The organism is Streptomyces hamibioticus (assembly GCF_047946815.1).
Classification (GTDB): Bacteria; Actinomycetota; Actinomycetes; order Streptomycetales; family Streptomycetaceae; genus Streptomyces.
Genome location: NZ_JBKKQY010000001.1, coordinates 3,191,802 through 3,216,498, shown reverse-complemented (window position 1 = coordinate 3,216,498; position 24,697 = coordinate 3,191,802). Strand labels below are relative to the sequence as shown.

21 protein-coding genes and 1 pseudogene are annotated in these 24,697 nt (G+C 71.7%); 9 read left to right on the top strand and 13 right to left on the bottom strand.

What is annotated here, in order from left to right; genetic code table 11:
* Positions 1–43 precede the first annotated feature (43 nt).
* Positions 44–1,816, bottom strand: coding sequence for an arginine--tRNA ligase (argS, locus tag ACLGIH_RS14405; protein WP_416525644.1), 1,773 nt, complete (start codon positions 1,814–1,816; stop codon positions 44–46).
* A gap of 152 nt (positions 1,817–1,968) precedes the next feature.
* Between argS and lysS the strand changes: the two genes are divergently transcribed.
* Positions 1,969–3,711, top strand: a complete 1,743-nt coding sequence (gene lysS / locus ACLGIH_RS14400) for a lysine--tRNA ligase (protein ID WP_416525643.1) — start codon at positions 1,969–1,971, stop codon at positions 3,709–3,711.
* A gap of 84 nt (positions 3,712–3,795) precedes the next feature.
* On the opposite strand, the gene ACLGIH_RS14395 is transcribed toward lysS, so the two are convergent.
* The 9 genes from ACLGIH_RS14395 to ACLGIH_RS14355 all read right to left on the bottom strand — a co-directional run bounded on the left by ACLGIH_RS14395 (position 3,796) and on the right by ACLGIH_RS14355 (position 13,161).
* The gene (locus ACLGIH_RS14395) at positions 3,796–4,179 is read right to left on the bottom strand and encodes a hypothetical protein (RefSeq protein ID WP_416525642.1); all 384 of its coding nucleotides are present in this window, start codon (positions 4,177–4,179) and stop codon (positions 3,796–3,798) included.
* 106 nt (positions 4,180–4,285) lie between these two features.
* Positions 4,286–5,056 (bottom strand): hypothetical protein, encoded by a 771-nt coding sequence (locus ACLGIH_RS14390; RefSeq protein ID WP_416525641.1) that lies wholly within the window; start codon positions 5,054–5,056, stop codon positions 4,286–4,288.
* Between the two features lie 17 nt (positions 5,057–5,073).
* The gene (locus tag ACLGIH_RS14385; RefSeq protein WP_416525640.1) at positions 5,074–5,559 is read right to left on the bottom strand and encodes a hypothetical protein; all 486 of its coding nucleotides are present in this window, start codon (positions 5,557–5,559) and stop codon (positions 5,074–5,076) included.
* Between the two features lie 6 nt (positions 5,560–5,565).
* Positions 5,566–7,824, bottom strand: a complete 2,259-nt coding sequence (locus ACLGIH_RS14380) for a glycoside hydrolase domain-containing protein (RefSeq protein ID WP_416525639.1) — start codon at positions 7,822–7,824, stop codon at positions 5,566–5,568.
* Positions 7,825–7,878: 54 nt separating this feature from the next.
* Entirely contained in the window at positions 7,879–8,391 is a 513-nt protein-coding gene (locus ACLGIH_RS14375; RefSeq protein ID WP_416525638.1) for a hypothetical protein, read from the bottom strand.
* Positions 8,392–9,342 carry a hypothetical protein gene (locus ACLGIH_RS14370; protein ID WP_416525637.1) on the bottom strand — a complete coding sequence of 317 codons (951 nt, stop codon included), beginning with the start codon at positions 9,340–9,342 and terminating at the stop codon, positions 8,392–8,394.
* 472 nt (positions 9,343–9,814) lie between these two features.
* A complete protein-coding gene (locus tag ACLGIH_RS14365; RefSeq protein ID WP_416525636.1) occupies positions 9,815–11,110 on the bottom strand; it encodes a DUF2637 domain-containing protein in 1,296 nt (431 codons plus the stop codon).
* 108 nt (positions 11,111–11,218) lie between these two features.
* Entirely contained in the window at positions 11,219–12,121 is a 903-nt protein-coding gene (locus ACLGIH_RS14360; protein WP_416529381.1) for a DUF3558 family protein, read from the bottom strand.
* 131 nt (positions 12,122–12,252) lie between these two features.
* Positions 12,253–13,161, bottom strand: a complete 909-nt coding sequence (locus ACLGIH_RS14355) for a DUF3558 domain-containing protein (protein WP_416525635.1) — start codon at positions 13,159–13,161, stop codon at positions 12,253–12,255.
* A 267-nt stretch (positions 13,162–13,428) separates the two neighbouring features.
* Between ACLGIH_RS14355 and ACLGIH_RS14350 the strand changes: the two genes are divergently transcribed.
* Positions 13,429–14,622: an RtcB family protein gene (locus tag ACLGIH_RS14350; protein ID WP_416529380.1), complete on the top strand. Its 1,194-nt coding sequence runs from the start codon at positions 13,429–13,431 to the stop codon at positions 14,620–14,622.
* Between the two features lie 354 nt (positions 14,623–14,976).
* Here ACLGIH_RS14350 and ACLGIH_RS14345 read toward each other — a convergent pair whose 3' ends face one another.
* Together ACLGIH_RS14345 and ACLGIH_RS14340 are read right to left on the bottom strand one after the other, a co-directional pair.
* Complete coding sequence (locus ACLGIH_RS14345) at positions 14,977–15,744, bottom strand: SDR family NAD(P)-dependent oxidoreductase (protein ID WP_416525634.1); 768 nt, start codon at positions 15,742–15,744, stop codon at positions 14,977–14,979.
* 66 nt (positions 15,745–15,810) lie between these two features.
* Positions 15,811–16,149: a YnfA family protein gene (locus ACLGIH_RS14340; RefSeq protein WP_416525633.1), complete on the bottom strand. Its 339-nt coding sequence runs from the start codon at positions 16,147–16,149 to the stop codon at positions 15,811–15,813.
* Positions 16,150–16,513: 364 nt separating this feature from the next.
* Between ACLGIH_RS14340 and ACLGIH_RS14335 the strand changes: the two genes are divergently transcribed.
* From ACLGIH_RS14335 to ACLGIH_RS14310, 6 genes are all read left to right on the top strand, one after another.
* Positions 16,514–16,990, top strand: a complete 477-nt coding sequence (locus ACLGIH_RS14335) for a hypothetical protein (RefSeq protein ID WP_416525632.1) — start codon at positions 16,514–16,516, stop codon at positions 16,988–16,990.
* A gap of 74 nt (positions 16,991–17,064) precedes the next feature.
* Positions 17,065–17,541, top strand: coding sequence for a MarR family winged helix-turn-helix transcriptional regulator (locus tag ACLGIH_RS14330; RefSeq protein ID WP_416525631.1), 477 nt, complete (start codon positions 17,065–17,067; stop codon positions 17,539–17,541).
* Positions 17,542–17,655: 114 nt separating this feature from the next.
* A complete protein-coding gene (locus tag ACLGIH_RS14325; RefSeq protein WP_416525630.1) occupies positions 17,656–18,744 on the top strand; it encodes an LLM class flavin-dependent oxidoreductase in 1,089 nt (362 codons plus the stop codon).
* 148 nt (positions 18,745–18,892) lie between these two features.
* Complete coding sequence (locus ACLGIH_RS14320) at positions 18,893–19,627, top strand: response regulator transcription factor (protein ID WP_416525629.1); 735 nt, start codon at positions 18,893–18,895, stop codon at positions 19,625–19,627.
* An 81-nt stretch (positions 19,628–19,708) separates the two neighbouring features.
* On the top strand, positions 19,709–21,244 hold the full coding sequence (locus ACLGIH_RS14315; protein ID WP_416525628.1) for a HAMP domain-containing sensor histidine kinase: 1,536 nt from the start codon (positions 19,709–19,711) through the stop codon (positions 21,242–21,244).
* 51 nt (positions 21,245–21,295) lie between these two features.
* The gene (locus ACLGIH_RS14310; protein WP_416525627.1) at positions 21,296–22,720 is read left to right on the top strand and encodes an ArgE/DapE family deacylase; all 1,425 of its coding nucleotides are present in this window, start codon (positions 21,296–21,298) and stop codon (positions 22,718–22,720) included.
* Positions 22,721–22,819: 99 nt separating this feature from the next.
* Here ACLGIH_RS14310 and ACLGIH_RS14305 read toward each other — a convergent pair whose 3' ends face one another.
* The gene (locus tag ACLGIH_RS14305) at positions 22,820–23,734 is read right to left on the bottom strand and encodes a LysR family transcriptional regulator (RefSeq protein ID WP_416529379.1); all 915 of its coding nucleotides are present in this window, start codon (positions 23,732–23,734) and stop codon (positions 22,820–22,822) included.
* 78 nt (positions 23,735–23,812) lie between these two features.
* Between ACLGIH_RS14305 and ACLGIH_RS14300 the strand changes: the two are divergent.
* Positions 23,813–24,689: pseudogene (locus ACLGIH_RS14300) on the top strand (EamA family transporter); the annotation flags it as partial.
* Positions 24,690–24,697 lie beyond the last annotated feature (8 nt).

Sequence of the window (24,697 nt, the reverse complement as noted above, 5' to 3'; positions counted from 1 at the left end):
CAGCGGGGGAGAGGACGGGCCGCGGTTCGTCGCAGAGGCGCGCTCAGAGCCGCTCGGGGGTGCGGATGCCCAGCAGGGCCATGCCCCGGTGCAGCGTCCCGGCCGTCACGTCGCACAGGAACAGCCGGTTGGCCACCTGCTCCGGCGTCCCGGCCTTCAGCACCGGGCACTTGTCGTAGAACGACGTGTACAGCGACGCCAGTTGGTACAGGTAGGCCGTCAGCTTGTGCGGGGCGTACTCCGCGGCCGCCTCCGCCACCGTCTCCCCGAAGGCGTCGAGGTGCAGGCCCAGCGCGCGCTCGGCCTCGTGCAGCGCCAGCTCCGGGTGGGCCTGCGGGCGGGTGTCGCCGGCCTTGCGCAGGATGGACCGGATACGGGCGTAGGCGTACTGGAGGTAGACCGACGTGTCGCCGTTCAGCGAGACCATCTGGTCCAGGTCGAACTTGTAGTCGCGGTTCGCCGACGTCGACAGGTCCGCGTACTTCACCGCGCCGATGCCCACCTGGGTGCCCCGCTCGGCGATCTCCTCCTCGGACAGGTCCTGGGCCTTCTCCCGGACGACCGCCGAGGCGCGGTCGATCGCCTCGTCGAGGAGGTCGACCAGCCGGACCGTCTCGCCCTCACGGGTCTTGAACGGCTTGCCGTCCTTGCCGAGCACCGTGCCGAAGGCGAGCTGGACGGCCTTGACGTCCTCGTTGAGCCAGCCGGCCTTCCGCGCCGTCTCGAAGACCATCTTGAAGTGCAGCGACTGTCGGGCGTCGACCACGTACAGCAGCGTGTTCGCCTTGAGGTTGAACACGCGGTCGCGGATCGCCGACAGGTCGGTGGCCGCGTAGCCGTAGCCGCCGTCCGACTTCTGCACGATCAGCGGGACCGGCTTGCCGTCCGGGCCCTTGATGTCGTCGAAGAACACGCACAGCGCGCCCTCGGAGCGGACCGCGACGCCGGACTCCTCCAACAGCCGGCAGGTCTCCGCCAGCATGTCGTTGTACCCGGACTCGCCGACGATGTCCGCGTCCTGGATCTCCATGTCCAGCTTGTCGAAGACGGAGAAGAAGTAGATCTTCGACTCGTCGACGAACTTCTGCCACATGGCCAGTGTCCGCGGGTCGCCCGCCTGGAGGTCGACCACCCGGCGCCGGGCCCGCGTCTTGAACTCCTCGTCGGCGTCGAAGAGCCTGCGGGCCGCCTTGTAGAGCCGGTCGAGGTTGGACATCGCCTCCTCGCCGGAGGCCTGGAGGTCCTCGCCGGTCTTGTGGTCCAGCTCGTGCGGGTGCTCGTCCAGGTACTGGATGAGCATGCCGAACTGGGTGCCCCAGTCGCCGATGTGGTGCCGGCGGACCACCGTCTCGCCGGTGAACTCCAGCAGCTGCGCCACCGAGTCGCCGATCACCGCGGAGCGCAGGTGGCCGACGTGCATCTCCTTGGCCACGTTCGGCTGGGCGTAGTCGATCACCGTGGTGCCCGGGTGCCCGGCGTACGGCACGCCGAGGCGGCCGGTGTCGTCCGCGTACCGCGCGGCGAGGTTCTCGGTGATCGCCCGGTCGCCGATGGTGATGTTCAGGAAGCCGGGGCCGGAGACCTCGATGTCCTGGATCAGACCGCCGGTGGTGATGTGCGAGACGACCTCGGCGGCCAGCTCCCGGGGGTTCGCCTTCGCCTTCTTGGCCAGTGCGAGGATGCCGTTGGCCTGGTAGTCGGCCCGGTCGCTTCGTCGCAGCAGCGGGTCCGCGCCGGCCGCCTCGGGCCGGGTGGCCGTCAGGGCGGACGCGAGCTGCTGCTGGACGGAGTCGCTGAGGGACGTGACCGAGGCCATAAGTTGGGGTGCCGTTCTCCTCGTGGGGATGGATAGACCCGGCCAGTATCCCATGGGGGGTAAACCGGTTTTCGCGGACGCGGTCGCGACTGGGACAATGGAGCGGCCGGCCGTGCGACCGTACCGGCTGCCCAAGATGGAGAAAGAAGGACGTGCCGATCGTGGCTCAGAGCACAGAGACCACCGACTGGGTCTCCCGTTTCGCGGACGAGGTCATCGCCGAGTCGGAGCGCCGTGCCCCGGGCAAACCGGTCGTCGTCGCGTCCGGGCTGTCCCCCTCCGGCCCCATCCACCTCGGGAACCTGCGCGAGGTCATGACCCCGCACATGGTCGCCGACGAGATCCGGCGGCGGGGGTATCAGGTCCGGCACCTGATCTCGTGGGACGACTACGACCGCTACCGCAAGGTGCCGGCCGGTGTCGCGGGGGTCGACGAGTCCTGGGCCGAGCACATCGGCAAGCCGCTCACCTCCGTCCCGGCCCCGAAGGGCTCCCCGCACGCGAACTGGGCCGAGCACTTCAAGGCCGCGATGGTCGAGGCGCTCGGCGAGCTGGGCGTGGAGTTCGACGGCATCAGCCAGACCGCGCAGTACACCTCCGGTGTCTACCGCGAGCAGATCCTGCACGCCATGCGGCACCGCGCGGACATCGACGCGATCCTCGCCCAGTACCGGACCAAGAAGGCCCCGGCGAAGAAGCAGCAGCAGAAGCCGGTCGACGAGGCCGAGCTGGAGGCCGCCGAGGGCTCCGGCGCGGCGAGCGAGGACGACGGCAGCTCCGGCTCCGCCGGGTACTTCCCGTACAAGCCGTACTGCGGCAACTGCGAGAAGGACCTGACGACCGTCGCCGCCTACGACGACGACTCCACCGAGCTGACGTACGCCTGCACCGCGTGCGGCTTCTCCGAGACGGTCCGGCTGAGCGAGTTCAACCGCGGCAAGCTGGTCTGGAAGGTCGACTGGCCCATGCGCTGGGCGTACGAGGGCGTGATCTTCGAGCCCAGCGGTGTCGACCACTCCTCGCCGGGGTCGTCGTTCCAGGTCGGTGGCCAGATCGTCGGGATCTTCGGCGGCAAGCAGCCGATCGGGCCGATGTACGCGTTCGTCGGCATCAGCGGCATGGCCAAGATGTCCTCCTCGCGCGGCGGCGTCCCGACGCCCGCCGACGCGCTGAAGATCATGGAGCCGCAGCTGCTGCGCTGGCTGTACGCGCGGCGCAGGCCCAACCAGTCCTTCAAGATCGCCTTCGACCAGGAGATCCAGCGGCTGTACGACGAGTGGGACCGGCTCGACGCCAAGGTCGCCGACGGCACCGCGCTGCCGGCCGACGTCGCCGCGCACTCGCGCGCCGTGCGCACGGCCGCCGGTGACCTGCCGCGGACGCCGAGGCCGCTGCCGTACCGGACGCTGGCCTCGGTCGCCGACGTCACCGCCGGCCACGAGGACCAGGCGCTGCGCATCCTGAGCGAGCTGGACCCGTCCGACCCGCCGGCCTCGCTGGCGGAGGCCCGGCCGCGGTACGACAAGGCCGAGGCGTGGATCAACACGTACGTGCCCGCCGACCAGCGGACCATCGTGCGTGAGGAGCCCGACGCCGAGCTGCTGAAGTCGCTGGACGAGCAGGGCCGCCAGTCGCTGCGGCTGCTGCTGGACGGCCTGGCCGAGCACTGGTCGCTGGACGGGCTGACCCACCTCGTCTACGGCGTGCCCAAGGTGCAGGCCGGGTTCTCCGCCGACGCCACGCCGAAGGAGCTGCCGCCGGAGATCAAGACCGCCCAGCGGTCCTTCTTCGCCCTGCTCTACCACCTGCTCGTGGGCCGCGACACCGGTCCGCGGCTGCCGACGCTGCTGCTGGCGGTGGGGCAGGAGCGGGTGCGGCGCCTGCTCGGCGAGTAGCCGGCGGCAGGCGCGCGGACCGCGTGCTACGACGAAAGGGGGGCGCCCGGCGAACACCGGGCGCCCCCTTTCGTCGTCAGCGGGTCAGCGGGTCAGGGCGAAGCCGGCGAACAGGACGCCGACCACACAGACGGCGAGGAAGACCTGGTGGCCGGCCCGGGCCTTCAGGTGGTGAGTGGGCTCTCCCCGGCGCCACAGCTCCAGCACCTCCCGGAACAGCCTCCGCTGGGGCAGCAGTCCGAGCGTCAGGCCGATGTGGGCGCAGGAGTACATGACGAGTGCCTCGGCCAGACCGAAGCCCTGCAACCGGCAGACGACGACCAGGACCGCGCCGAGGGTGACCATGGTCACCGGGTAGGCGATACGGAACGGGCGGAAGGGGATCCAGCTGCCCAGGACACAGCTGGACAGGGCGGTGGCGGCCGCGGCCAGCAGCAACAGCCCTGCGAGGGGTACGGATGTGAGCATGGGCGCCCTTCAGCGCTCGGCGGTCATCCTGTGATCATCCGATCATCCGAAAAGGGAACTCAGCGTACCGGTGCAGGGCGCCCCCTTGCCGTCGTACGTCAGGCGCTCACTGATAGCGCGCGGCGCGACGGCGCCGGGTGGGCTCGGTCATGTCGGCGATGACGCCGGCCCCGGTGCCGGGGGTCTCGTTCCAGGTCCGCAGCTTGGCGGCGACGCGGGGCAGGCGAGGGTCGCCGGGCCGTGCGGTGACGTGGAACAGGCCCTCGTGGGCCGGGCGGTCGTCGCCTCCCCACCGGAGCAGGCCCTCGGTGTCGGCGATGATGTCCCGGATGACGAGTTGCTGCGCCTTGGTGAAGCCGCCCCGCGCTCCGGGCGGGTAGGAACCCGGCCGGATCTGTACGGCGGTGCCCGAGGCCTGGTTCGAGAGCGGAAGGCGGCTGTCGCGGACGGCCGACGGAGCGACCCAGCCCACGAGTGGCGTGGGTTCGCCCGGCAGGCCGAGTGCGTCGATCTCGTAGTGGAAGCGCCTGACCGCGTGGATCAGCAGCGTTCCTGCGTCGCCCGTGCGTACCGCGACGTCCAGTCCGGTGCCGGGCACCGGGCGCGTGACGATGTCGCCGTCGGCGTCGACGGCCTTCTGCATGTCCCACTGGTTGGCGGACGGACGGCCGGTGAGGATGTGGCGGCGCCGGGCCTCGAACTCGCGCAGGGCCCGCTTGAGTTCCTCGTTCCTCGGGGGCTTCCGCTTCGAGGCCTGCGCCGGTGCCGCGCCGGGGAGCCGCGGTGCCGCGGTGGCCGGGGAGGCGAGGAGGCCGGTGGTGGTCAGGCCCGCGGCGGTGACGCCGGCCGTGGTGGCGAGGGCCCGTCTGCGGGACATCTCTCCGTGCATCGTGGTCAGCCTGCCTTCAGAGGTGTGGTGTGCCGTTTGCGGTGCAGGAGGGCGGAGGTGACGCCACAGGCCAGCGAGAGCAGCAGCAGCACGGCGATGGTCGGGTTGACGTAGTCGGGGACGACGATGGAGACGCTGCGTCCGTCCGACATGTGGCAGACCAGCCGCAGCGGCACGAAGTCCCCGGCGGCTTCGTCCAGCCGCACGCCGCTGCGCAGGTCGTCCAGGGTGAAGCAGTCCTCTCCGCCTTCCTTCCCGTAGAGGAGGAAGATGCGCAGGCACCCCCAGACGTACAGGGCGAGCGCCGCCGTGGCGCACAGGAGGGACAGGTCGCGCCACCGGGTGACGGGGGTGGAGGCGTGGCGGCGGCGCCGGGTCACCGCCGAGCCGAGGTAGGCGCAGAGGGCGACAACGGCGACCAGCCCGCCCATGATGATCGCGACGAGGACCAGGCCGTGGTGGCCCGTGCCGGTGCCGGACGCCGTTGTCATGAGGGTTCAGGCCTCCCGGATGAGGCGGTTGTACTTCTCGAAGATGGCGTAGAGGGGCATGCGCAACTCCGCGTCCGCCTCGGCCTCGGGGCCCGAGCCCTGGTAGCGGCGCAGGATCTCGTAGGTCTCGTCCGCGGTGTAGTCGAGTGCGGGCCTGCGCATCGGTGTCTCGTCCGAGTCGCCGGCCTTGCCGTCCGCCCCCCAGATGTGCATGTGCGGGACGGTGCTCAGGTTGTACGGGTTGTCCTGGTTGAGTCGCTGCCACATCGCCCAGCGGTCGTCACCCGGTGCCGGGTCGAGGATCTGCCCGTCGAGGAGTCCTGCCCGGACGGAGTTGTTCCGGGCGAGGATACCGGTCCGCCCCTGGATCTTGGACACGCCGGTGCTGCTGTCGGTCAGCTTGGAGATGCCGGGAAGTCCGGTGGCCCAGTCGGGAATCGCCCCGGTGTAGTACCAGACCACTCCGGCGTCCTGGACGACGTCCACCTGGCTGTAGTGGCAGAACTCCCAGAAGGCCGAGGTCTGGATGAGGGCCTTGCGCATGCGGTACCTGCGCGCCCCGGACGTGACCACATCGTCGAGGTCGATGATCGTCTCCAGGCACTGCCGCCTGGTGTACACGTAGCCGTTGCCCGACTCGCCGCCGCTCGCCGGCCGGCCGATGGACACCATGTAGTCGTCGGCTTCCTTCAGCAGCGCGTCCCAGTAGGCGAGGCTGAAGCCGATGTCGAGCTTCTGGGACGGGCGGGGAACGAAGTCGCCCTGGCCGGTGTCGCGTCCGGAGGCGATGTTGTTGTCGATCTCGATCGCGCCGGCGCCGGTGCCCAGGGTCTTGGTGACGATCTGGTCGAAGGCCCAGTTCGCCGGCAGGGGGTAGCCGAGGTTGCCGGAGAACCCGGACGACATGTCGGAGACGAAGCTCGTCTCCGCGTAGCCGGCGTCGGACACCCGTGAGCAGACGTTACGGGGGCCGTAGATGCCGATCCGGTAGGGGCTTCCCATCCGGTCCATCCGGGCCTTGAGGCTCTGGAAGTACGGCAGGATGTGCGAGGTGACCTCGTCGTTCACCGCGTCGTAGTCGACCGCGAAGTAGATCCGGCTGCCCGGTTTGAACCCGTGCTCCTCGGCCTTGTACGCGGCGTGCATGCAGTCGGAGACGCCCTGTTCGGGGCTGTAGTAGTCGACCGAACGCGCCCACGTCTGGTAGATCGGGAAGCAGCGCAGGCCGTATTCCTTGATGGTCGCCAGTTCACCGGGCTGGATCTCCTTCTCCGGCAGGCTGGTCGTGGAGGGGTTGTACAGGTAGCGGCCGATGTACTTGTATCCCGCGTTCTTCAGCGTCTGGGCGCGGGCGGCGGTGATGGCCGTGACGCCGTCGCAGGCCTCCCCCTTGCGGGACTGGTCGCCGTAGGAGACCAGCAGCGAGGACCAGGTCGGGAAGTCGCCCTGGCCGGTGACGGGGAGCTTGACGAATGCCTGGAACTCCCGGACGGCGGCCGTCAGACTGGACGACCAGGCGCTAGCGAAGCCGCCGGGCCGGGCGTTGAGCGTCATGGCCGCGGTGAAGAGCTGGACCCACACGCCCGAGGAACCGGCGGACAGGGTGTGGTTGCGCAGCCCGCTCTGCGTTCCGGGGCCGAAGACGCCGTTCGCGACGCCGTCGGCCATGCCCAGCTCGTACTGGATGGCCAGCAGCATCGCCTTGGCCACGTCCCGGGAGTGGTGACCGTCGCAGGGGATGATGTAGAAGTCCTTGCGCAGCAGGTACTGGCCGTTCAGCCACTGCTGGATGAGCCGGATCGTGCTCGATCCGCCGTTCACGGTGACGTAGGCGTCCATGTTGAACAGGCCCTTGACCACCTTGGGCCACAGCGCGTCGTCCGGGTAGGGCACGTGCGCGCCCATGTCCCGTTTCAGCTGCCACACCGCGGCCTTGACGCGGTCGCTGTACTGTCCGTCGATGCCCCCGCCGTCGTAGCCCTTGCAGTACAGGGCGGACTGGATGACGCGGCAGAAGTTCGCCGACGGGATGGTGGTCTCGTCCAGCTTGCCGTACTTCTCCCCGATCGTCGCCAGGGTGGTCGGACCGAAGTTGTTCGACAGGGCGGTGATGCCCATCTCGTACTGGAGTGCTCGGGTGAGGGCGTACATCACGGTCCAGCTGGTCCGGCCGTTCTCGTCCAGCTTGGATATTCCGAGTGTCGCGCCGTTGTTGTACGTGGTGTTGATGAACCGTTGGGCGCGAAGCACCATCTCGTCGGCCACGAAATCCCTCTCGCAGGAGTGGCGGATGTCTCAGGAAGGGGAAGGGGCGCTGCGTCACAGGCGCTTCGCCGAGGCGTTCTCGTTCTTGAGGGCGGAGATCAGGTTCTCCGACGGCCAGTAGTCGCCGCAGGTGGGGGAGAACGTCTGGCTGGTGCCCTGGTGACCGGAGTTGTAGTAGACCCGGTGACTGGCCACGCATTCACCGTTCGAGGCGGAGGCGGCGTTGTTCTTCACCGGCTGTCCCTCGCCGGAGTTGCCGAGCCGGCAGGTGTTGTAGTTCCCCGAGATCATGCCGTACTCGAAAACGAACCGGAGCAGAACGGCACCGTTGGGGGAGTATCCGTAGTAGTCGGGGATGCTCCGGTTCGCCACGAAGCAGGAGCTGGCCGAGTAGTAGGTCGCCGCCGAGCGGCTGTTGTAGTGGATGACGAAGCAGTAGGCGTTGCCGCTGGAGGTGCACTCGTCGGCCGAGTAGGACGTGGCGGCGGAGGCCGGGCCGGTGAAGCCGATGACCGCCGCGAAGGACGCGACGACGACGGCCGCCCGCTCGAGGAATCTCCCGGTCACTTACTTCGCCCCCTGCTCGTACGCGGTGACGGCCTTGGCGACTGCGGCGTCCTTGGCCTTCTTGTTCTCGGAGAGCCCGGCCCTGTGCTCGGAGATCTTCGAGCGCTGCCGTTCCGTCTCGGCCTCGTGCCATGCCGGGACCAGGCCCGTCCGGCCCTTGCAGGCGACGTCGGCGGAGGCGAGCCGGATCTCCTCGGCGGAGGGCTCCGGGGCGGAGAGGGACTCGTTGACCAGGTCGGGAGCGTCGAACGGGTGCTCCACCCGGTAGCCCTTCTTCTCCATGCAGGCGGACCAGGCGGCGACCGCGGTGACGACCCGGGAGTCGTCGCGGGACTCCTCGAACGCCTCCATCTCGGCCTTCTCGGCCTCGGTGGACCGGGGGAGCGGGAACTGGCGGCCGACCTCACCGCGGCAGCCGCCCTCGGGGACCTCCTTGCCGTCGTAGGTGCCCTCGCTCAGCTCGGGGCCCGCGCCGGTGAACACGGCCGTCTCGGCCCCGGGAGCGGGCTCCCAGTGCGGGGACTCGGCCGTCCCCTCCAGGTGGTACCCGTGCTTCTGCGCACCGGCCAGGTCCGTGATCCCGTAGCGGCGACCCATGTCCGACTCCGCCTGTGTGGTGACGGTCCCGGCCGGCGGGGGCGGCGGGCCGAAGCCGGCGAAGCCGTAGCGCTGCATGCACGCCCGCCACCCCTGCTGGACGGCCATCTGCCAGGCGTACCGGTCCCTGGCGCTGTAGGTGTACTCGTCCAGCGGCAGCGTCAGTCCCTTGGCCAGCCCCTTCGTGGGAGCCGTCGGCACGCTGCTCAGCGGGACGCCGGTGACGGGCTGCGCGGCGGCGGCCGCTCCGGCCGGCTGCCGGCCGCCGGCGGCGTCGCCGGCGCGCTGCGTCCCGCAGCCGGCGAGCGCCAGTACGAGCACGGCGCAGCCCAAGGCGATCCTCTTGGTGGCCAAAGTCCCAGGTCCCGTCTCTCAGGGTGCGGTGATAGGGCCGTTCGTCCTGCTCCGTCCGGTGGCGCCGAGAGCCGCGCCGTTGCGGCCATCATGGGCATGACATGCAGACGACAGGGGAGGGGGGTGAGTGGTGGTCTGGTCCAATTCCCGGTGTGATCACTTTAAGCGCCGCGTCGGCCGGTGCAATGTCCCGTCCTCACACTGGCCGGAATCAGCCGACCATGCCGTCGGGGCGGCGTGGCCGCCGGCGCGGCCCCGGCGGGCGCGGTGGCCTGTGGCTTTTTCGTGAAGATGGTGGTGGCGGTGTCGATGCGGTGCCGATGCCGTGTGTGAGGGACGGCTGATTCTCGCCTGCACGCCTGCACGCCTGCACGCCTGCACGCCTGCACGCCTGCACGCCTGCACGCCTGCACGCCTGCACGCCTGCACGCCTGCGTGCCTATGCGACGTGGTGCGCGCACGCGACGTCGTCCTACGCGATGTGGTCTTCCTCCAGCTCCGCGTTGAAGCGGTTGGTGAAGCGGTTGACCATGCGCTTGGCCTCCTGCTCGGGGAGGCTGATGCGGAACTCGGCCTCGACGTTGTCGCCGAACTCCCGGGGCGTCGGGTAGCCACTGCCCGTGATCGACTTCTTGAAGACCTGGTAGTACGCCTCCTCGTCCGGCTCCGGCGCGGGAAGGCCGCCGCCGTCGCCCAGTTCGCGTGTGCGGTTCGGGCCCACCGGGATGGGAAAGCTGCCGGTCTCCTCGGGAGAGGGCTCCTGGAGCGGCGGCTCCTCCTCGTACTGGTCGCGGTACTGGTCGGCCTGCTGCTGCTCCTCGTACCAGTGCGCGTACTGCTCGGCCGGGTCGTAGGCGGGGTCGTAGCCGCCGTGGTATTCGACCTGGCGGGGCGTGTTGAACCACGGGCTCTGCTCGGGCTCGGGGGCGTCCGCGGGGTCCGCGGAGCCCGCCGGGCGCGCCGGGTTCTCCGTGCCCGGGCCGCCGACCAGCTCCGGGCGCTGCTCGGCGGGAGGCGCTGCCTGCCGCGCCACGGGCGCCGCCCCGGCGGCACGGCCGTCCCCGACCGCCTCGGCCTGCTGCGGCGCCGGGGGCAGCAGAGCCGGTTCGATGCCCGCCGCCGCCAGGCCGGCCGGGGCCGTGTCGGCCAGCGGGACGCCGTAGCGGGCCAGGCGGAGCGGCATCAGGGACTCCACCGGGGCCTTGCGGCGCCAGCCGCGGCCGAAGCGGGAGCGCAGCCGGGCCTGGTAGACCAGGCGCTCCTGCTCCAGCTTGATCACCTGGTCGTAGGAGCGCAGCTCCCACAGCTTCATCCGGCGCCACAGCAGGAACGTCGGCACCGGGGAGAGCAGCCAGCGGGTGAGGCGGACGCCCTCCATGTGCTTGTCCGCGGTGATGTCGGCGATCCGGCCGATCGCGTGCCGGGCGGCCTCGACGGCCACCACGAACAGGACCGGGATCACCGCGTGCATGCCCACGCCCAGCGGGTCCGGCCAGGCCGCCGCGCCGTTGAACGCGATCGTCGCCGCCGTCAGCAGCCACGCCGTCTGGCGCAGCAGCGGGAACGGGATGCGGATCCACGTCAGCAGCAGGTCCAGGGCGAGCAGGACGCAGATGCCCGCGTCGATGCCGATCGGGAAGACGTAACTGAAGTCCCCGAAGCCCTTCTTGAGAGCCAGCTCGCGGACGGCCGCGTACGAACCGGCGAAACCGATCGCGGCGATGATGACGGCACCGAAGACGACCACGCCGATGAGAACGCGGTGCATCCGTGTCAGCTTAAGTGGCGCGGCCACCCGTACTCCCCTCCCAGTGCCTGATGTTGCGCGCAACAGGGTGGCACATGTGTACGGGGGACGGGTGGCCGGTGCGCCTCGTCAGCTCTTCGTGGACGGCGAGGCGCTCTTGGAGGCACCCTTGGCGGAGCTCTTGGACGCGTCGCCGGAGGGGGTCTTCGACGGGTCCTTCGAGGGGGCCTTCGACGCACCGCCCTCGTCGTTCGCGGCGGCCACCGCGGCCACCGCCTCCTCGGCCGCCTTCCGGGCGTCCTTCATCAGGTCGTCGGCGTCCGGGGTCTTGTCCCCGGCGAGGCCCGCGCCGTTGTAGTCGACGGTGACGACGACGTTCTCGGTGCGGACCACGACGGTCTGCTGTTTGAACGTGCCTTCCTTCTTCTTCAGGTCGTAGCGCACCGCCGTCGCCTCGTCGCCCGTCCCGGACAGCGGCTGCGTCTTCGTCCCCTTGGCGCCCTCGACCGCCTGGGCGTCCTCGACCTGCTTCTGGTAGTACTCCTGCGCCCGCTTGTCGCCCTCGCCGCGCGTGACGTCCGACTCGAAGCGCAGCATCGAGACGTTCAGCCAGCGGAACTGCGAGCCCTTGACGCCGTTGTTGTCGAGGCTGTCCCAGGAGCAGCTGGCGCGCGTCGCGGTGTCGTTCGACGCGCCCTCCTTGCCCGACTTCGCACCCTTCGGTACCAGTTCACCCAAAGTCTTCTCGGTCACCGCGGAACAGGGCTCCGCCGGAAGCTGCCCGTACACCGCCGCCCGCACCGTCGGGGACGGACTCGCGGACGCCGAGGCGGACTTCTCGGCGCTCTTGTCCCCGCCGCCCTCGGAGCCGGAGTCGGAGGAACAGCCGGCGGCCACCAGCATCGCGGGCACGGCGGTCACGCAGACAAGGGCGCGGTGGCGGCGCTTGGCTCTCCCCCGCTGCCCGGACGGCGTGGGCGATACCCCCGGGTCACGCTGTACACGCTGGTCAAGCTGGGCTCGTCGCTGCATGGTTCCTTCACTCATGACGCTCGTGGTTCCTGCGATGGAACGGGTCCGGGGGGCCACGGTACGCGGTGAGCCAACCCCGCGGTTCCGGTCGGCGAGCTTCGCGCGCGGGGCGGCGGCGGGCCGAACGCGGCTCAGCCGCCCAGCGAATCCGCCAGGCCGGCGGCCAGCTTCCGCGCCCTGTCCTGCATTTCCTCGCTGTCCGGCACCACTCCGACCGTGGCCGGCTGCTCGGCGTACTCGATGGTCACGATGACGTTCGACGTGCGGAACGCCACAGTGACCGTGCGGCGCTTGGCCGTCGAACCGGTGTTGTTCAGTTCGTCGTCCACGAACGCCTCGTCGCCGAGGTCGTCCAGGACGCGGGGCTGGAGTCCGGTGGGGGTGGCGTTCGTGGACGGGGTGGCGGAGGGGCTGCCCGACGCGGAGGGGGAGGCGGGGGAGCTGCTCGGTCCGGCGCTCCCGTCCGCGGCCTCGACTCCGTCCGCGGCCTCGACTCCGTCCGCGGCCTCGACCGCGGAACCGTCGCCGGTCTCGCTCACCGTCTCGCCGCCGGTCGCCTCGCCGGGCGCGTCGGACGAGGTCACGGTCGGCGCGGGGAGGTCGGCGGCCAGTTCCTTTGCCGCGAACAGGGTCTGCGCCTGGTCGTCGTCGCTGACGGTGCCGTCGTACGACACCACCCGCTCGAAGTCGACGAACAGGTGGTTGGTGGCGTCCGCCGACTCGACCTTCCAGCCGCAGCCGACCTTGCGGTCGGTGTCGTAGGTGAGCGTCGGCTCGCCCTCGTACGTCTTCTCGCGCTGCTCCTCGTCCGTGATCTGCCCGATGCCGGGCAGCAGCGCGTCGAGCGTCTCGTGCCGGATCACGGTGCAGGGGTCGGGGAGGGTGCGGTACTTCCCCGGCTCGGCCACCGCCGAAGCGGCGCCGGTGTCGCCCGGGTTGGAGTCGTCCGCGGTGCCGCCCTCACCGGAGCCGCCGGTGCAGCCGGCCAGCAACGCCGCGAGCAGTGCGGCGGCGCCGGGTACGTAGGCCTTCCGCTGCACGGTCAGGCTCCTCTCGACAGTGGGACCGGTGGGACCGGTGGGGCCGGTGTGGGGCCGACGGGACCAGTGGGCCGGTGGGGCCAGGGGGACTCGGCTCGGCGTTCCAGTGTCCCCGCCGGTTATTCGCTTGCCGCACGGGGGCGCCCCCCGGAGACAATGTGTATCGCACGCGCTGCCGTGGATGCCGGTCGGATGTCCTGTTCGTTGACCTTGGCGCCGGTTTTGCGTTCAGAGACTTCTGTTGCTTTTCGGGGGAATGAGGACGATATGTCGTACGTGGAGATGCCGGGCGCCAAGGTGCCGATCCGGATGTGGACCGACCCGGCGACGGTCGAGGAGGGGGCCCTCCAGCAGCTGCGGAACGTCGCGACCCTGCCGTGGATCAAGGGCCTGGCCGTGATGCCGGACGTGCACTACGGCAAGGGCGCCACGGTCGGTTCGGTGATCGCCATGCAGGGGGCGGTATGCCCGGCGGCGGTGGGTGTGGACATCGGCTGCGGGATGTCGGCGGTGAAGACGTCCCTGACGGCGAACGACCTGCCCGGTGACCTCTCCCGGCTGCGGTCGAGGATCGAGCAGGCGATTCCGGTGGGGCGGGGCATGCACGACGACCCGGTCGACCCCGGGCGGCTGCACGGGTTCGCCACATCGGGGTGGGGTGACTTCTGGGAGCGGTTCGGCGGGGTGGCCGAGGCGGTCAGGTTCCGTCACGAGCGTGCCGAGAAGCAGATGGGGACGCTGGGCGGGGGCAACCACATGATCGAATTCTGCCTCGATGAGTCAGGTTCGGTCTGGCTCATGCTGCACTCGGGCTCCCGGAACATCGGCAAGGAACTGGCTGAGCACCACATCGGTGTCGCGCAGAAGCTTCCGCACAATCACGGCTTGATCGACCGAGACCTGGCGGTGTTCGTGTCGGACACGCCGCAGATGGCGGCCTACCGCAACGACCTTTACTGGGCTCAGGAGTATGCCAAGTACAACCGCGCGATCATGATGGCACTCCTGAAGGATGTGGTCCGCAAGGAGTTCAAGAAGGCGAAGCCGACCTTCGAGTCAGAGATCTCCTGCCACCACAATTACGTGGCGGAGGAGCGGTACGAGGGCATGGACCTGCTCGTGACCCGGAAGGGCGCGATCCGGGCCGGCTCGGGCGAGTACGGGATCATCCCGGGCTCGATGGGCACCAGCTCGTACATCGTGAAGGGCCTTGGCAACCAGAAGGCCTTCAATTCCGCCTCACATGGCGCTGGTCGGCGCATGAGCCGCAATGCGGCCAAGCGGCGCTTCACAGTGCGGGACCTGGAGGAGCAGACTCGGGGTGTGGAGTGCCGCAAGGACTCCGGTGTGCTGGACGAGATTCCTGGCGCCTACAAGAACATCGACCAGGTGATGCAGCAGCAGCGCGATCTCGTCGAGGTGGTGGCGAAGCTGAAGCAGTTCGTGTGCGTCAAGGGCTGATGCGCGAAACCCCCGGTCCCGGACGGCGGGTTCCAGGGGCTTCGCTCAACCGATCATTGCTCAGTGGGCAAGGAGCACTTGGCCGGAGCGGAGACGCCACAAGCGGAGGTTGCAACTCTGTGGCGTCCTTCCGAGCACTTCGGCGGCTGCCGTCGGGCTGCCGAGCTTGGTAACCACCAGGCTCGCCTTCAGCCACCGGGAAGACCCACTTCCTTGCTGGTCAGGCCCTCGGTCGGGACCGGCATCCCGGCCGAGGGCCGTCATGTTTGCTGTTGTGGCGCGAGCCTGGATCGTCAGTCCAACTCCCGTTCGAGGGACCGGAGTTCATTCACTCCTGTGAGTTACCCGTCGGCGTCAGCCTTCCCGGTGCACCTTGGTGTTCGACGCCTGGGCGCGGGGGCGGACGACGAGGAGGTCGATGTTCACGTGGGCGGGGCGGGTGACCGCCCAGGTGATGGTGTCGGCGACGTCGTCGGCGGTCAGGGGCTGGGCCACGCCCTGGTAGACCTTGGCCGCCTTCTCCGCGTCGCCGCCGAAGCGGGTCAGGGCGAACTCCTCGGTCTTCACCAGGCCGGGCGCGATCTCGATGACGCGCACCGGGCGGCCGACGATCTCCAGGCGGAGGGTTTCGGCGAGGACGTGCTGGGCGTGTTTGGCGGCGACGTAGCCCGCGCCGCCCTCGTAGGTGGCGTGGCCGGCGGTGGAGGAGACGACCACGACCGTGCCGTCGCCGCTCGCCTCCAGCTTGGGCAGCAGGGCCTGGGTGAGGTTGAGCGTGCCGATGACGTTCGTCTCGTACATCCGGCGCCAGTCGTCGGGGTCGCCGGTGGCCACCGGGTCGGCGCCGAGTGCGCCGCCCGCGTTGTTCACCAGGACGCCGATGGTCTTGAAGGCGGTCGCGAACTCGTCGACGGCGGCCCGGTCGGTGACGTCGAGCGGGTACGCCGTCGCCGAGTGCCCGGCGGCGTGGATCTCCTCGGCGATCGCCTCGATCCGGTCCTTGCGGCGGGCGGTGAGGACGACCCGGTAACCGGCGGCGGCGAGCTGCCGGGCGGTGGCGGCGCCGATTCCGCTGCTCGCACCGGTGACGACGGCGATGCGGGACGGTGCGGCGGTGGCCATGGGCTGCTCCTCGGCATGGGGACGACCGGTCGTCGCTCAGGGTAGGCGACGGGGCGCCCGGAGCGGTCAGCCGCCGTTGCGCGGGGCCCACATCAGCACCGCCATGCCGGCGAGGCAGATCAGCGCGCCGGTGATGTCCCAGCGGTCGGGGCGGTACCCGTCCGCGACCACGCCCCACAGGATCGAGCCGGCGACGAATATCCCGCCGTAGGCGGCGAGGATGCGGCCGAAGTGGGCGTCGGGCTGGAAGGTGGCGACGAACCCGTAGGCGCCGAGCGCGAGCACGCCCCCGGTGACCCACAGCCAGCCCCGGTGCTCCCGCACGCCCTGCCAGACCAGCCAGGCGCCGCCGATCTCGAACAGGGCGGCGACGACGAAGAGGGCGGCGGAGCGGAGGATGAGCATGGGGGGCAGCTTCGCACGGCTCGGCCGGGGCCCCGGGGGCCGCGTCGGGGCCTGTGCGGATGGCGGTGCCGCCACCGGTCCTTCGCTGTCCGGTGCCGCCACCGGTCCTTCGCTGTCCGGTGCCGGCACCGGTCCGTCGCGTCGGCTGCTGTCCCGGTCGGTGCCCCTGCTGGCGCGGGTCCGTCGTCCTGCCGTCGTCCGGTCGGCCCGGTGGACCCCGCCGACGGCCCCGCCGGCGCCCCGGTGCCGGCCGCGTTGCCCTCCGCGTCACCTGATGGAGGGCGCCTGGCGCCGGGTCTGCGTGGAATACATGCGTATGAGCTGATGGGGCGATCGTCCGACGACATGTGCGCGGGAGGCACCGATGCCGAAGCGGAGGGTGCGGGTGCTCGCGGTCTGCGGGGCCGTGCTGATGGCGGCCGGCGGTCTGGCGGGCGAGGCGGGCGCGGCCGGGGCGCCGGAGGCCGATCTGGCGTATCACGGGTCTGCGGTCCTGGACGGCGGGCGCGTGGACGTCGCCTTCGTGCCGCTCAACCACGGTCCCGCCGCCGTCCCGGACGCGACCGTGCGGCTGCGCTGGTCGGTGCCGCCGGCGGTGCGGCACGAGCTGCCCGCCGGGTGTGCGCGGTCGGAGCCGCACGTGGTGCTGTGCCGAACGGGGGCGCTGGCCGCGGACGGCGCGGGCGAGCGCATCGCGCTGCGGATGTGGCTGCCGGACGCGCCGTCGGAGGTGGTAGTGGAGCTGGAGACGGTGTGGGGCGGGGGCGCGGTGGACCGCAACCGGCAGAACGACCGGCAGCGCGTGCTCGTCCTCGACACGGGGGACGCGTACCACTTCTGACCGGGGCGGCGGCCGGGCGCGGCCGGGTGGGGAGAGACGGAGCGACGGAGGGGGGAGAGGCGGAGGCGAGCGGTATGGGCACCGGAAGGGCGCGGGAGCGGCTGCTGGAGGAGCTGTCCACCGTCTCCCGCCGGTATCTGGCCTCGTACGCCCTGTTCAACCAGGCCGCGGCCGACCGTCTGGGCCTGCACCCCACCGATCTTCAGTGTCTGAACCTGCTGATGCTGGAGGGGCGGTCGGTGACCACGGGGCGGGTCGCCGAGCTGACGGGGCTGACGACCGGGTCGGCGACGCGGCTGGTGGACCGGCTGGAGCGGGCGGGGTACGTCGTCCGGGAGCGGGACGCGGCCGACCGGCGGCGGGTGCTGGTGGCGACGGTGCCGGAGCGGATCGCCGAGTTCCGGCGGACGTGGGAGCGGCTCGGCGACGGTTGGGTGACGCTCTTCGACGACCTGGACGAGGCGCAGCTGACGCTGCTCATCGATCACCTGCGGCGGACGACCGAGTTCAGCGTGACGCAGGTGGAGCGGCTGCGGGGCGGCGCGGTCTGAGCGCCCGGCCGGCCGTAGGGGGTGGGGCAGGGGGCGGCGGCGGTGGAATAACGCCGGCAGGGGGACCGTTCGACGGTATAGTTGAACGATAAACAACATGGAGGTTGAGCGACCATGCAGTTCGGGATCTTCTCCGTCGGCGATGTCACGCCGGACCCGACGACCGGCCGTACGCCGACCGAACGGGAGCGCATCAAGGCCATGGTCGCCATCGCTCTGAAGGCCGAGGAAGCCGGGCTCGACGTCTTCGCGACCGGCGAGCACCACAACCCGCCGTTCGTGCCGTCGTCCCCGACCACGATGCTCGGCTACATCGCGGCACGGACGGAACGGCTGATCCTGTCCACGTCCACCACCCTGATCACCACCAACGACCCGGTGAAGATCGCCGAGGACTTCGCGATGCTCCAGCACCTGGCCGACGGGCGGGTGGACCTGATGACGGGCCGCGGCAACACCGGGCCCGTCTACCCCTGGTTCGGGCAGGACATCCGGCAGGGCATCGACCTCGCCATCGAGAACTACGCCCTGCTGCACCGGCTGTGGCGTGAGGACGTGGTGAACTGGGAGGGCAAGTTCCGTACGCCGCTCCAGGGCTTCACCGCCACGCCCCGCCCGCTGGACGGGGTCCCGCCGTTCGTCTGGCACGGGTCGATCCGCTCCCCGGAGATCGCCGAGCAGGCCGCGTTCTACGGCGACGGCTTCTTCCACAACAACATCTTCTGGCCGGCCGACCACACCAAGCGCATGGTCGAGCTGTACCGGACCCGGTACGCCCACTACGGGCACGGCACGCCCGAGCAGGCGATCGTCGGCCTCGGCGGCCAGGTGTTCATGCGGAAGAACTCGCAGGACGCCGTGCGCGAGTTCCGGCCCTACTTCGACGTCGCGCCGGTCTACGGGCACGGTCCCTCGCTGGAGGACTTCATGGCGCAGACGCCGCTGACCGTGGGATCCCCGCAGCAGGTGATCGAGCGGACGCTGGGCTTCAGGGAGTACGCCGGTGACTACCAGCGCCAGCTGTTCCTGATGGACCACGCCGGGCTGCCGCTGAAGACCGTGCTGGAGCAGATCGACATGCTGGGCGAGGAGGTCGTTCCGGTGCTGCGCGAGGAGTTCGCCAAGGGGCGGCCGGCCGACGTGCCGGACGCGCCCACCCACGCCTCGCTGCTGGCCGACGCCCGGAAGGCGACCGTGGCGTGAGGCTCGCTCTTCGCGCGCCCACCCGGCCGGGTCGTCCCGGCCGGGTGGGCGCGCGAAGAGCGGCCAGGTGAGCGGCCAGGTGAGAGCCCGGTAAGAAGGGGAACCGTCCGGGCCGGTCCCGCGCCGGGGGGCTTGGCAGACTGGACGCGTGCCCCAGACTGTGCTGCTCGCCGAGGACGACCGCGCCATCCGCAACGCCCTGGAACGCGCGCTCACCCTGGAGGGCTACCGGGTGACCGCGGTCGCCGACGGCGCCGAGGCGCTCGCGCAGGCCCACCGCGGCCGGCCGGACGTGGTCGTGCTGGACGTGATGATGCCGGGCCTCGACGGGCTCCAGGTCTGCCGGGAACTGCGTGCCGAGGGCGACGCCACGCCGATCCTGATGCTGACCGCGCTCGTGGAGACCGCCGACCGGATCGCGGGCCTGGACGCCGGTGCCGACGACTACGTCGTCAAGCCGTTCGACGTGGAGGAGGTCTTCGCCCGGCTGCGCGCCCTGCTGCGCCGCACCGCCTCCGCCGAGACGCAGGCCGCTTCCCCGGGGCTTCCGAAGCCACGGCGGACCCCCGGGCCGCCGCCGGCCCGGTACCTGGAGGCGGCCGGTGTACGGATGGACCCGGGGGCCCGCCGCGCCTGGCGGGGCGGACGCGAACTGGAGCTGACCCGGACCGAGTTCGAGCTGCTGGCGCTGCTGGTCCGCAACGCGGGCATCGTCCTGGACCACTCCACCATCTACGACCGCATCTGGGGCTACGACTTCGGGCCCGGCTCGAAGAACCTCGCCGTCTACGTGGGCTACCTGCGGCGCAAGCTCGACGAGCCGGGCACGCCGCAGCTGATCCACACGGTGCGCGGGGTGGGTTACGTGCTGCGGGAGGACTGAGTGGGGGGCCGTTCGGCATGGCCGGGGACGCGGGAGGAGCACGCCTCGGCCGCGGGGAGGCCGGCCGCGGGGAGGCCGGCCGTGCGGACGTCGGCCACGGGGGCGGCGTCGGCCGCCGGATCGGTGCCGTACGGGCGGCGGCCCCGGCTGGCCTCGCTGCGGACCACGTTCGCCGTGTCGTTCGCGGCGGTGACCGCCGTGGTGACCGTGCTCATCGGCGTGCTCTCGTACAGCGCCGCCGCCCGGCTGCTCCGCGTCGACCAGGAGACCGTCTTCGGCCAGGTCGTGCGGGACCTGCGGGACGAGGTGCGGCAGCAGCGGATGACCCCCGGCGACTTCCTGTCCTCCGCGCCCGGCCACGACGTCGTGCGCCCGGCCCGCACCGATGTGCAGGTACTCGGCCCGGACGGCACGGTCACCGACGACTCCGGCCCGCGGCTGCCGGTCACCGACGCCGACCGGCGGATCGCGGGCGCCGCGACCGCCGGGCGGATGGTGCAGCACCAGGACGTGTACGTCGGCGCCGACGTCTTCCGCATCGCGACTGTCGCCCTCGGCGGCGGCCGGGGCGCGGTGCAGGTGGCGCAGGAGTTCAGCGACACCGAGGACCTGCTGCGGGCCCTGCAACGGCGGACCCTGCTGCTGATGGCGGCGGTGGTGACCGCGGCGGGACTGTTCGGCTGGTGGCTGGCCCGGCGGATCACGCGCCGGCTGGTGGTCCTCACCTCCGCGGCCGAGGACGTCGCCCGCACCCGCCGGCTCGGCATCCAGGTCCCGGTGACCGGACACGACGAGGTGGGCCGGCTGGGCCGGGCCTTCGACCGCATGCTGGGCCGGCTCGCGCAGTCCGAGGAGGACCAGCGCCGTCTGGTCCAGGACGCCGGTCATGAGCTGCGCACGCCGCTGACCTCGCTGCGTACCAACATCTCGCTGCTGCGCAGGATCGATGAACTGCCGCCCGCCGCCCGCGAGGAACTGGTCGCGGACCTCGGCCAGGAGGCCCGCGAACTGACCGATCTGGTCAACGAGCTGGTCGATCTGGCGGCCGGCCAGTCGGACGCCGAGCCGCCGCAGCGGGTGGACGTCGCCGAACTCGCCGACGACGTCGCGGCGTTGGCCCGTCGCCGTACCGGCCGGGAGATCACCGTGCAGGCCGCCGGCGACACGGCGGCGGAGGGCCGGCCGGGGATGCTGACCCGGGCCATCTCCAACCTGGTGGAGAACGCCACCAAGTTCGACCCCGAGGGCGTGGCCCCCATCGAGGTCGCGGTGAGCGGCCCGGCCCGCCGCAGGGCCGGGGTGGCGAGGTCGGCCGGGTCGGCCGGGTCGGCCGGGTCCGCCGGGTCCGCCGGGATCGTCCGGATCGAGGTCCGCGACCGCGGCCCCGGTATCGCCGACGGCGATCTGACCCGGGTCTTCGACCGCTTCTACCGCGCCGCCGAGGCCCGCTCCCGGCCCGGCTCGGGGCTGGGCCTGTCCATCGTGCGGGAGGTGGCCCTGGCCCATGGGGGAGCGCCGTTCGCCTTCCGGCGGGACGGCGGCGGAGCGGTGATCGGTTTCACGGTGGGTCAGGGGGCCGGGCAGGACCGCGGCCCGCATACCGACGGGCCCGGATGAGCAGGTATCGGTCGGGAGACGGGTACTTGACCGAGGGGGAGGACGGGCGCCGTGCTCAGTGACGAGGAGGCCGCCGCGCTGGCGGCGATCGACGAGACGGGTCTGGCTCAGACGCTGCTGGAGCTGATCGCGGTGCCCAGTGTGACCGGCAGCCCGGCGGAGTCGGAGCTCCAGCACCAGCTGGCGGGCCGGCTGGAGTGGCTCGGCCTGGACGTCGACCTGTGGTCCATGGACCTGCCCGCCCTGCTGTCCGACCCGGACTTCCCGGGTACGGAGGCGCCCCGCGACGAGGCCTGGGGGCTGGTCGGGGCCACGGCGGACGGCGGCGACGGCCCGACGCTGATCCTCCAGGGCCACGTGGACGTCGTACCGCCCGGCGACCTCTCGTCCTGGGCCGGCGACCCGTTCGTGCCGCGCGTGACCGGCGACGTCGTCCACGGCCGCGGGGCCTGCGACATGAAGGCCGGCCTGGCCGCGCACCTGGCGGCGCTCGCCGCGATCCGGGCGTCCGGAGTCCGGCTGCGCGGCCGGGTCGCCGTGCACTTCGTGGTCGGCGAGGAGGACGGCGGCATCGGGGCCTTCGGCACCCTGCGCCGCGGCCACCGCGGTGACGCCTGCGTCATCGCCGAGCCGACCGCCGGGACGCTCATCACCGCCAACGCGGGCGCGCTGACTTTCCAGATCAGCGTGCCGGGGCGGGCGGCGCACGCCGGTTCGCGGTACGCGGGGATCAGCGCGATCGACGCCTACGCGCCGCTGCACCGGGCGCTGGCGGCGCTGGAGGCGGAGCGGAACGCAGACGTGGCGCCCCTCATGGCGGACTACCCCGTCCCTTACACCCTGTCCGTGGGCACGCTGCGCGCGGGCGACTGGGCGAGCAGCGTGCCCGACCTGCTGGTCGCCGAGGGGCGGCTCGGCGTCCGCCTGGACGAGGACCCGGCCGACGCCCGGGCCGCGCTGGAGGCCAGGGTCGCCGAGACCTGCGCCGCCGACCCCTGGCTGCGGGACCATCCGGCGACGGTGACCTGGCCGGGCGGCCGGTTCGCCTCCGGCCGGCTCCCGGACGGCCACCCGCTGCCCGGCGTGCTCCGCACCGCGCGCGCCGACGCGACCGGCGGGCCGCACCTGCGCGAACGCGGCGCACCTTACGGCAGCGACCTGCGCCTGTACGCCGCCGCCGGGATACCCACGCTCCAGTACGGCCCCGGCGACATCCAGGTCGCGCACAGCGAGCGGGAGCACGTCGCGCTGCGGGAGGTGCTGGAGGTGACGCGGACCCTGGTGGTGACGGTACTGCGGACCGTGGGGACGACGGCGACGACGGGCACGAGTGCGACGGGGACGACGGGCTCGGGTACGACGGGTACGTCGGGGACGACGGGTACGACGGCGACGACGGGCTCGGGTACGACGGGGACGACGGGCACGGGTACGACGGGGACGACAGGTACGACGGTGAGACGCGTCAGCGGCTGAGCCGGGCGGCGGCCCCTTCCACCGCCTGACGTCGGCCACACCCCGCACCACCTTCACGCGGTGGCCCGGCGCCGAGCACCGACGGCGGACCGTGGCGCCTCAAGCCCCTGGAGCCGGCCCGGCGCCGAGAACGTCGAGAACGCCGAGGACGCCGAGCATCGCCCGGGTGGCCGGGCTCGGGTTGAACCGGCCCCAGACCAGGTACTCGAGGCGACGCGGCCCGTCGACCACCGGGACGAGGGCCAGTTCCGGGTCGTCGGCGGCCAGGGACCGGATGAACGCCGACGGCAGCAGCGAGACGCCGAGGCCGCGCCGGACCAGCCCGGTGATCAGCTCCACCACACCGACCTCGTACGCGACGTCCCGGACCAGGCCCGCGGCGGCGAACGCCTGGTCGGACTGGGCTCGGGCGGGTGTCCCGGCCACGAACTCCACGAACGGCTCGCTGGCGATCTCCGCCAGCGTGACCCGGGGAGCGTCCGCGAGCCGGTGCCCGGCCGGCACGACGAGGACGTGCTCGTCGTGATCGAGGACGACGGTCTCCACACCGGACGGCTGTTCACCCTCCGGCAGTCCGAGGAAGGCGATGTCCAGGTCGCCGTTGCGGACCGCAGCCGCCAGTTCGTCACTGCGCCCGGAACGGAGGGCGATACGGACGTCCGGGTACCGGGCGCGGTACCGCTGGAGCAACTCCGGTACGTCCACGGCGGCCGTGGTCACGATCACGCCGACGGCGAGCCGGCCGCGGACCACGCCGGTCGCGGCGGCGGCGCCGGCGGCCGCGCGGTCGGCGGCGGCCAGGCACTCACGCGCCTCGGCCACGAACGCCGCCCCCGCGCTGGTGAGTTCGACGCGACGGCTGGACCGGGCGAACAGCTTGACCCCGAGTTCGCGTTCCAGGGCGGCGATCCGGTGGCTGAGCGAGGACTGCACGACGGAGCAACGCTCCGCAGCACGGGTGAAGTTGCGGGTTTCGGCGGCGGCGACGACGTACCGCATCTGCTGGAGATCCACCCGGGCATCGTTCTCGTTCATGGTTGCCATGACAAGCATGCGTTGGACTCATGGCGTGTGGGCCCGAGACTTCATCACATGCGTTTCTCGACGTACGCGCAGCAGACGGCGACGGTCGCGCTGACCGCCCTCGCTCCCGCGTCCTGGGGCACGACGTACGTCGTGACCACGGAGCTGCTACCGCCCGGGCACCCGCTGTTCGCCGGCCTGATGCGCGCCCTGCCCGCCGGGTTGCTGGCGCTCGCGATCACCCGGGTGCTCCCGCGCGGGGACTGGTGGTGGAAGGCCGCCGTGCTCGGCGCGCTCAACATCGGCGCCCTCTTCCCCCTGCTGTTCCTGGCGGCCGAACGGCTCCCCGGAGGTGTCGCCGCCACCCTCGCCGCCGGCCAGCCGCTGCTGGTCGCCGGGTTGGCCGTCGCGGTGCTCCGCGTCCGGCCGACGGCATGGGGACTGGCCTGGGGGGTGCTCGGGGTGCTCGGTGTCGGACTCGTCGTGCTGGGGCCCGGGGCCCGGCTGGACGCCGTCGGCGTGCTCGCCGGTCTCGGCGGTACGGCCGCCATGGCCGGCGGAGTCGTCCTGACCAAGCGCTGGGGCCGCCCCGCGGGGGTCGGCGCCCTGACCCTGGCCGGCTGGCAACTGGCCGCCGGCGGCCTGCTGTTGCTGCCGCTCACGCTCGCGGCCGAGGGGGTTCCGCAGCGGATCGACGCCGGAGCCGTCGGCGGCTACCTGTGGCTCGGCAGCATGGGCGGGCTGATCGCGTACACCCTGTGGTTCGGCGGCATCGGAAGGCTGCCGGTCGGTGCCTCCGCGCCGCTCGTGCTCCTGTCGCCGCTGGTCGCGACGGTCATCGGCATCGCGCTGGGCGAATCCCTGAGCCCGCTCCAGTCCCTCGGCTTCGTCCTCGCCCTGGCCGCCCTGCTCGCCGCGCAGCTCGACCCCCGAAACGTCCGCAGGAGGACCGAC

What these genes read in the sequence shown, in the direction of transcription:
- ACLGIH_RS14395 (WP_416525642.1), bottom strand. Translation starts at nt 4,179, where the DNA reads ATGCTCACATCCGTACCCCTCGCAGGGCTGTTGCTGCTGGCCGCGGCC.
- ACLGIH_RS14365 (WP_416525636.1), bottom strand. Translation starts at nt 11,110, where the DNA reads ATGCACCGCGTTCTCATCGGCGTGGTCGTCTTCGGTGCCGTCATCATC.
- ACLGIH_RS14350 (WP_416529380.1), top strand. Translation starts at nt 13,429, where the DNA reads ATGTCGTACGTGGAGATGCCGGGCGCCAAGGTGCCGATCCGGATGTGG.
- ACLGIH_RS14345 (WP_416525634.1), bottom strand. Translation starts at nt 15,744, where the DNA reads ATGGCCACCGCCGCACCGTCCCGCATCGCCGTCGTCACCGGTGCGAGC.
- ACLGIH_RS14390 (WP_416525641.1), bottom strand. Translation starts at nt 5,056, where the DNA reads ATGTCCCGCAGACGGGCCCTCGCCACCACGGCCGGCGTCACCGCCGCG.
- ACLGIH_RS14325 (WP_416525630.1), top strand. Translation starts at nt 17,656, where the DNA reads ATGCAGTTCGGGATCTTCTCCGTCGGCGATGTCACGCCGGACCCGACG.
- ACLGIH_RS14360 (WP_416529381.1), bottom strand. Translation starts at nt 12,121, where the DNA reads ATGCAGCGACGAGCCCAGCTTGACCAGCGTGTACAGCGTGACCCGGGG.
- argS (WP_416525644.1), bottom strand. Translation starts at nt 1,816, where the DNA reads ATGGCCTCGGTCACGTCCCTCAGCGACTCCGTCCAGCAGCAGCTCGCG.
- ACLGIH_RS14335 (WP_416525632.1), top strand. Translation starts at nt 16,514, where the DNA reads ATGCCGAAGCGGAGGGTGCGGGTGCTCGCGGTCTGCGGGGCCGTGCTG.
- ACLGIH_RS14330 (WP_416525631.1), top strand. Translation starts at nt 17,065, where the DNA reads ATGGGCACCGGAAGGGCGCGGGAGCGGCTGCTGGAGGAGCTGTCCACC.
- ACLGIH_RS14340 (WP_416525633.1), bottom strand. Translation starts at nt 16,149, where the DNA reads ATGCTCATCCTCCGCTCCGCCGCCCTCTTCGTCGTCGCCGCCCTGTTC.
- ACLGIH_RS14385 (WP_416525640.1), bottom strand. Translation starts at nt 5,559, where the DNA reads ATGACAACGGCGTCCGGCACCGGCACGGGCCACCACGGCCTGGTCCTC.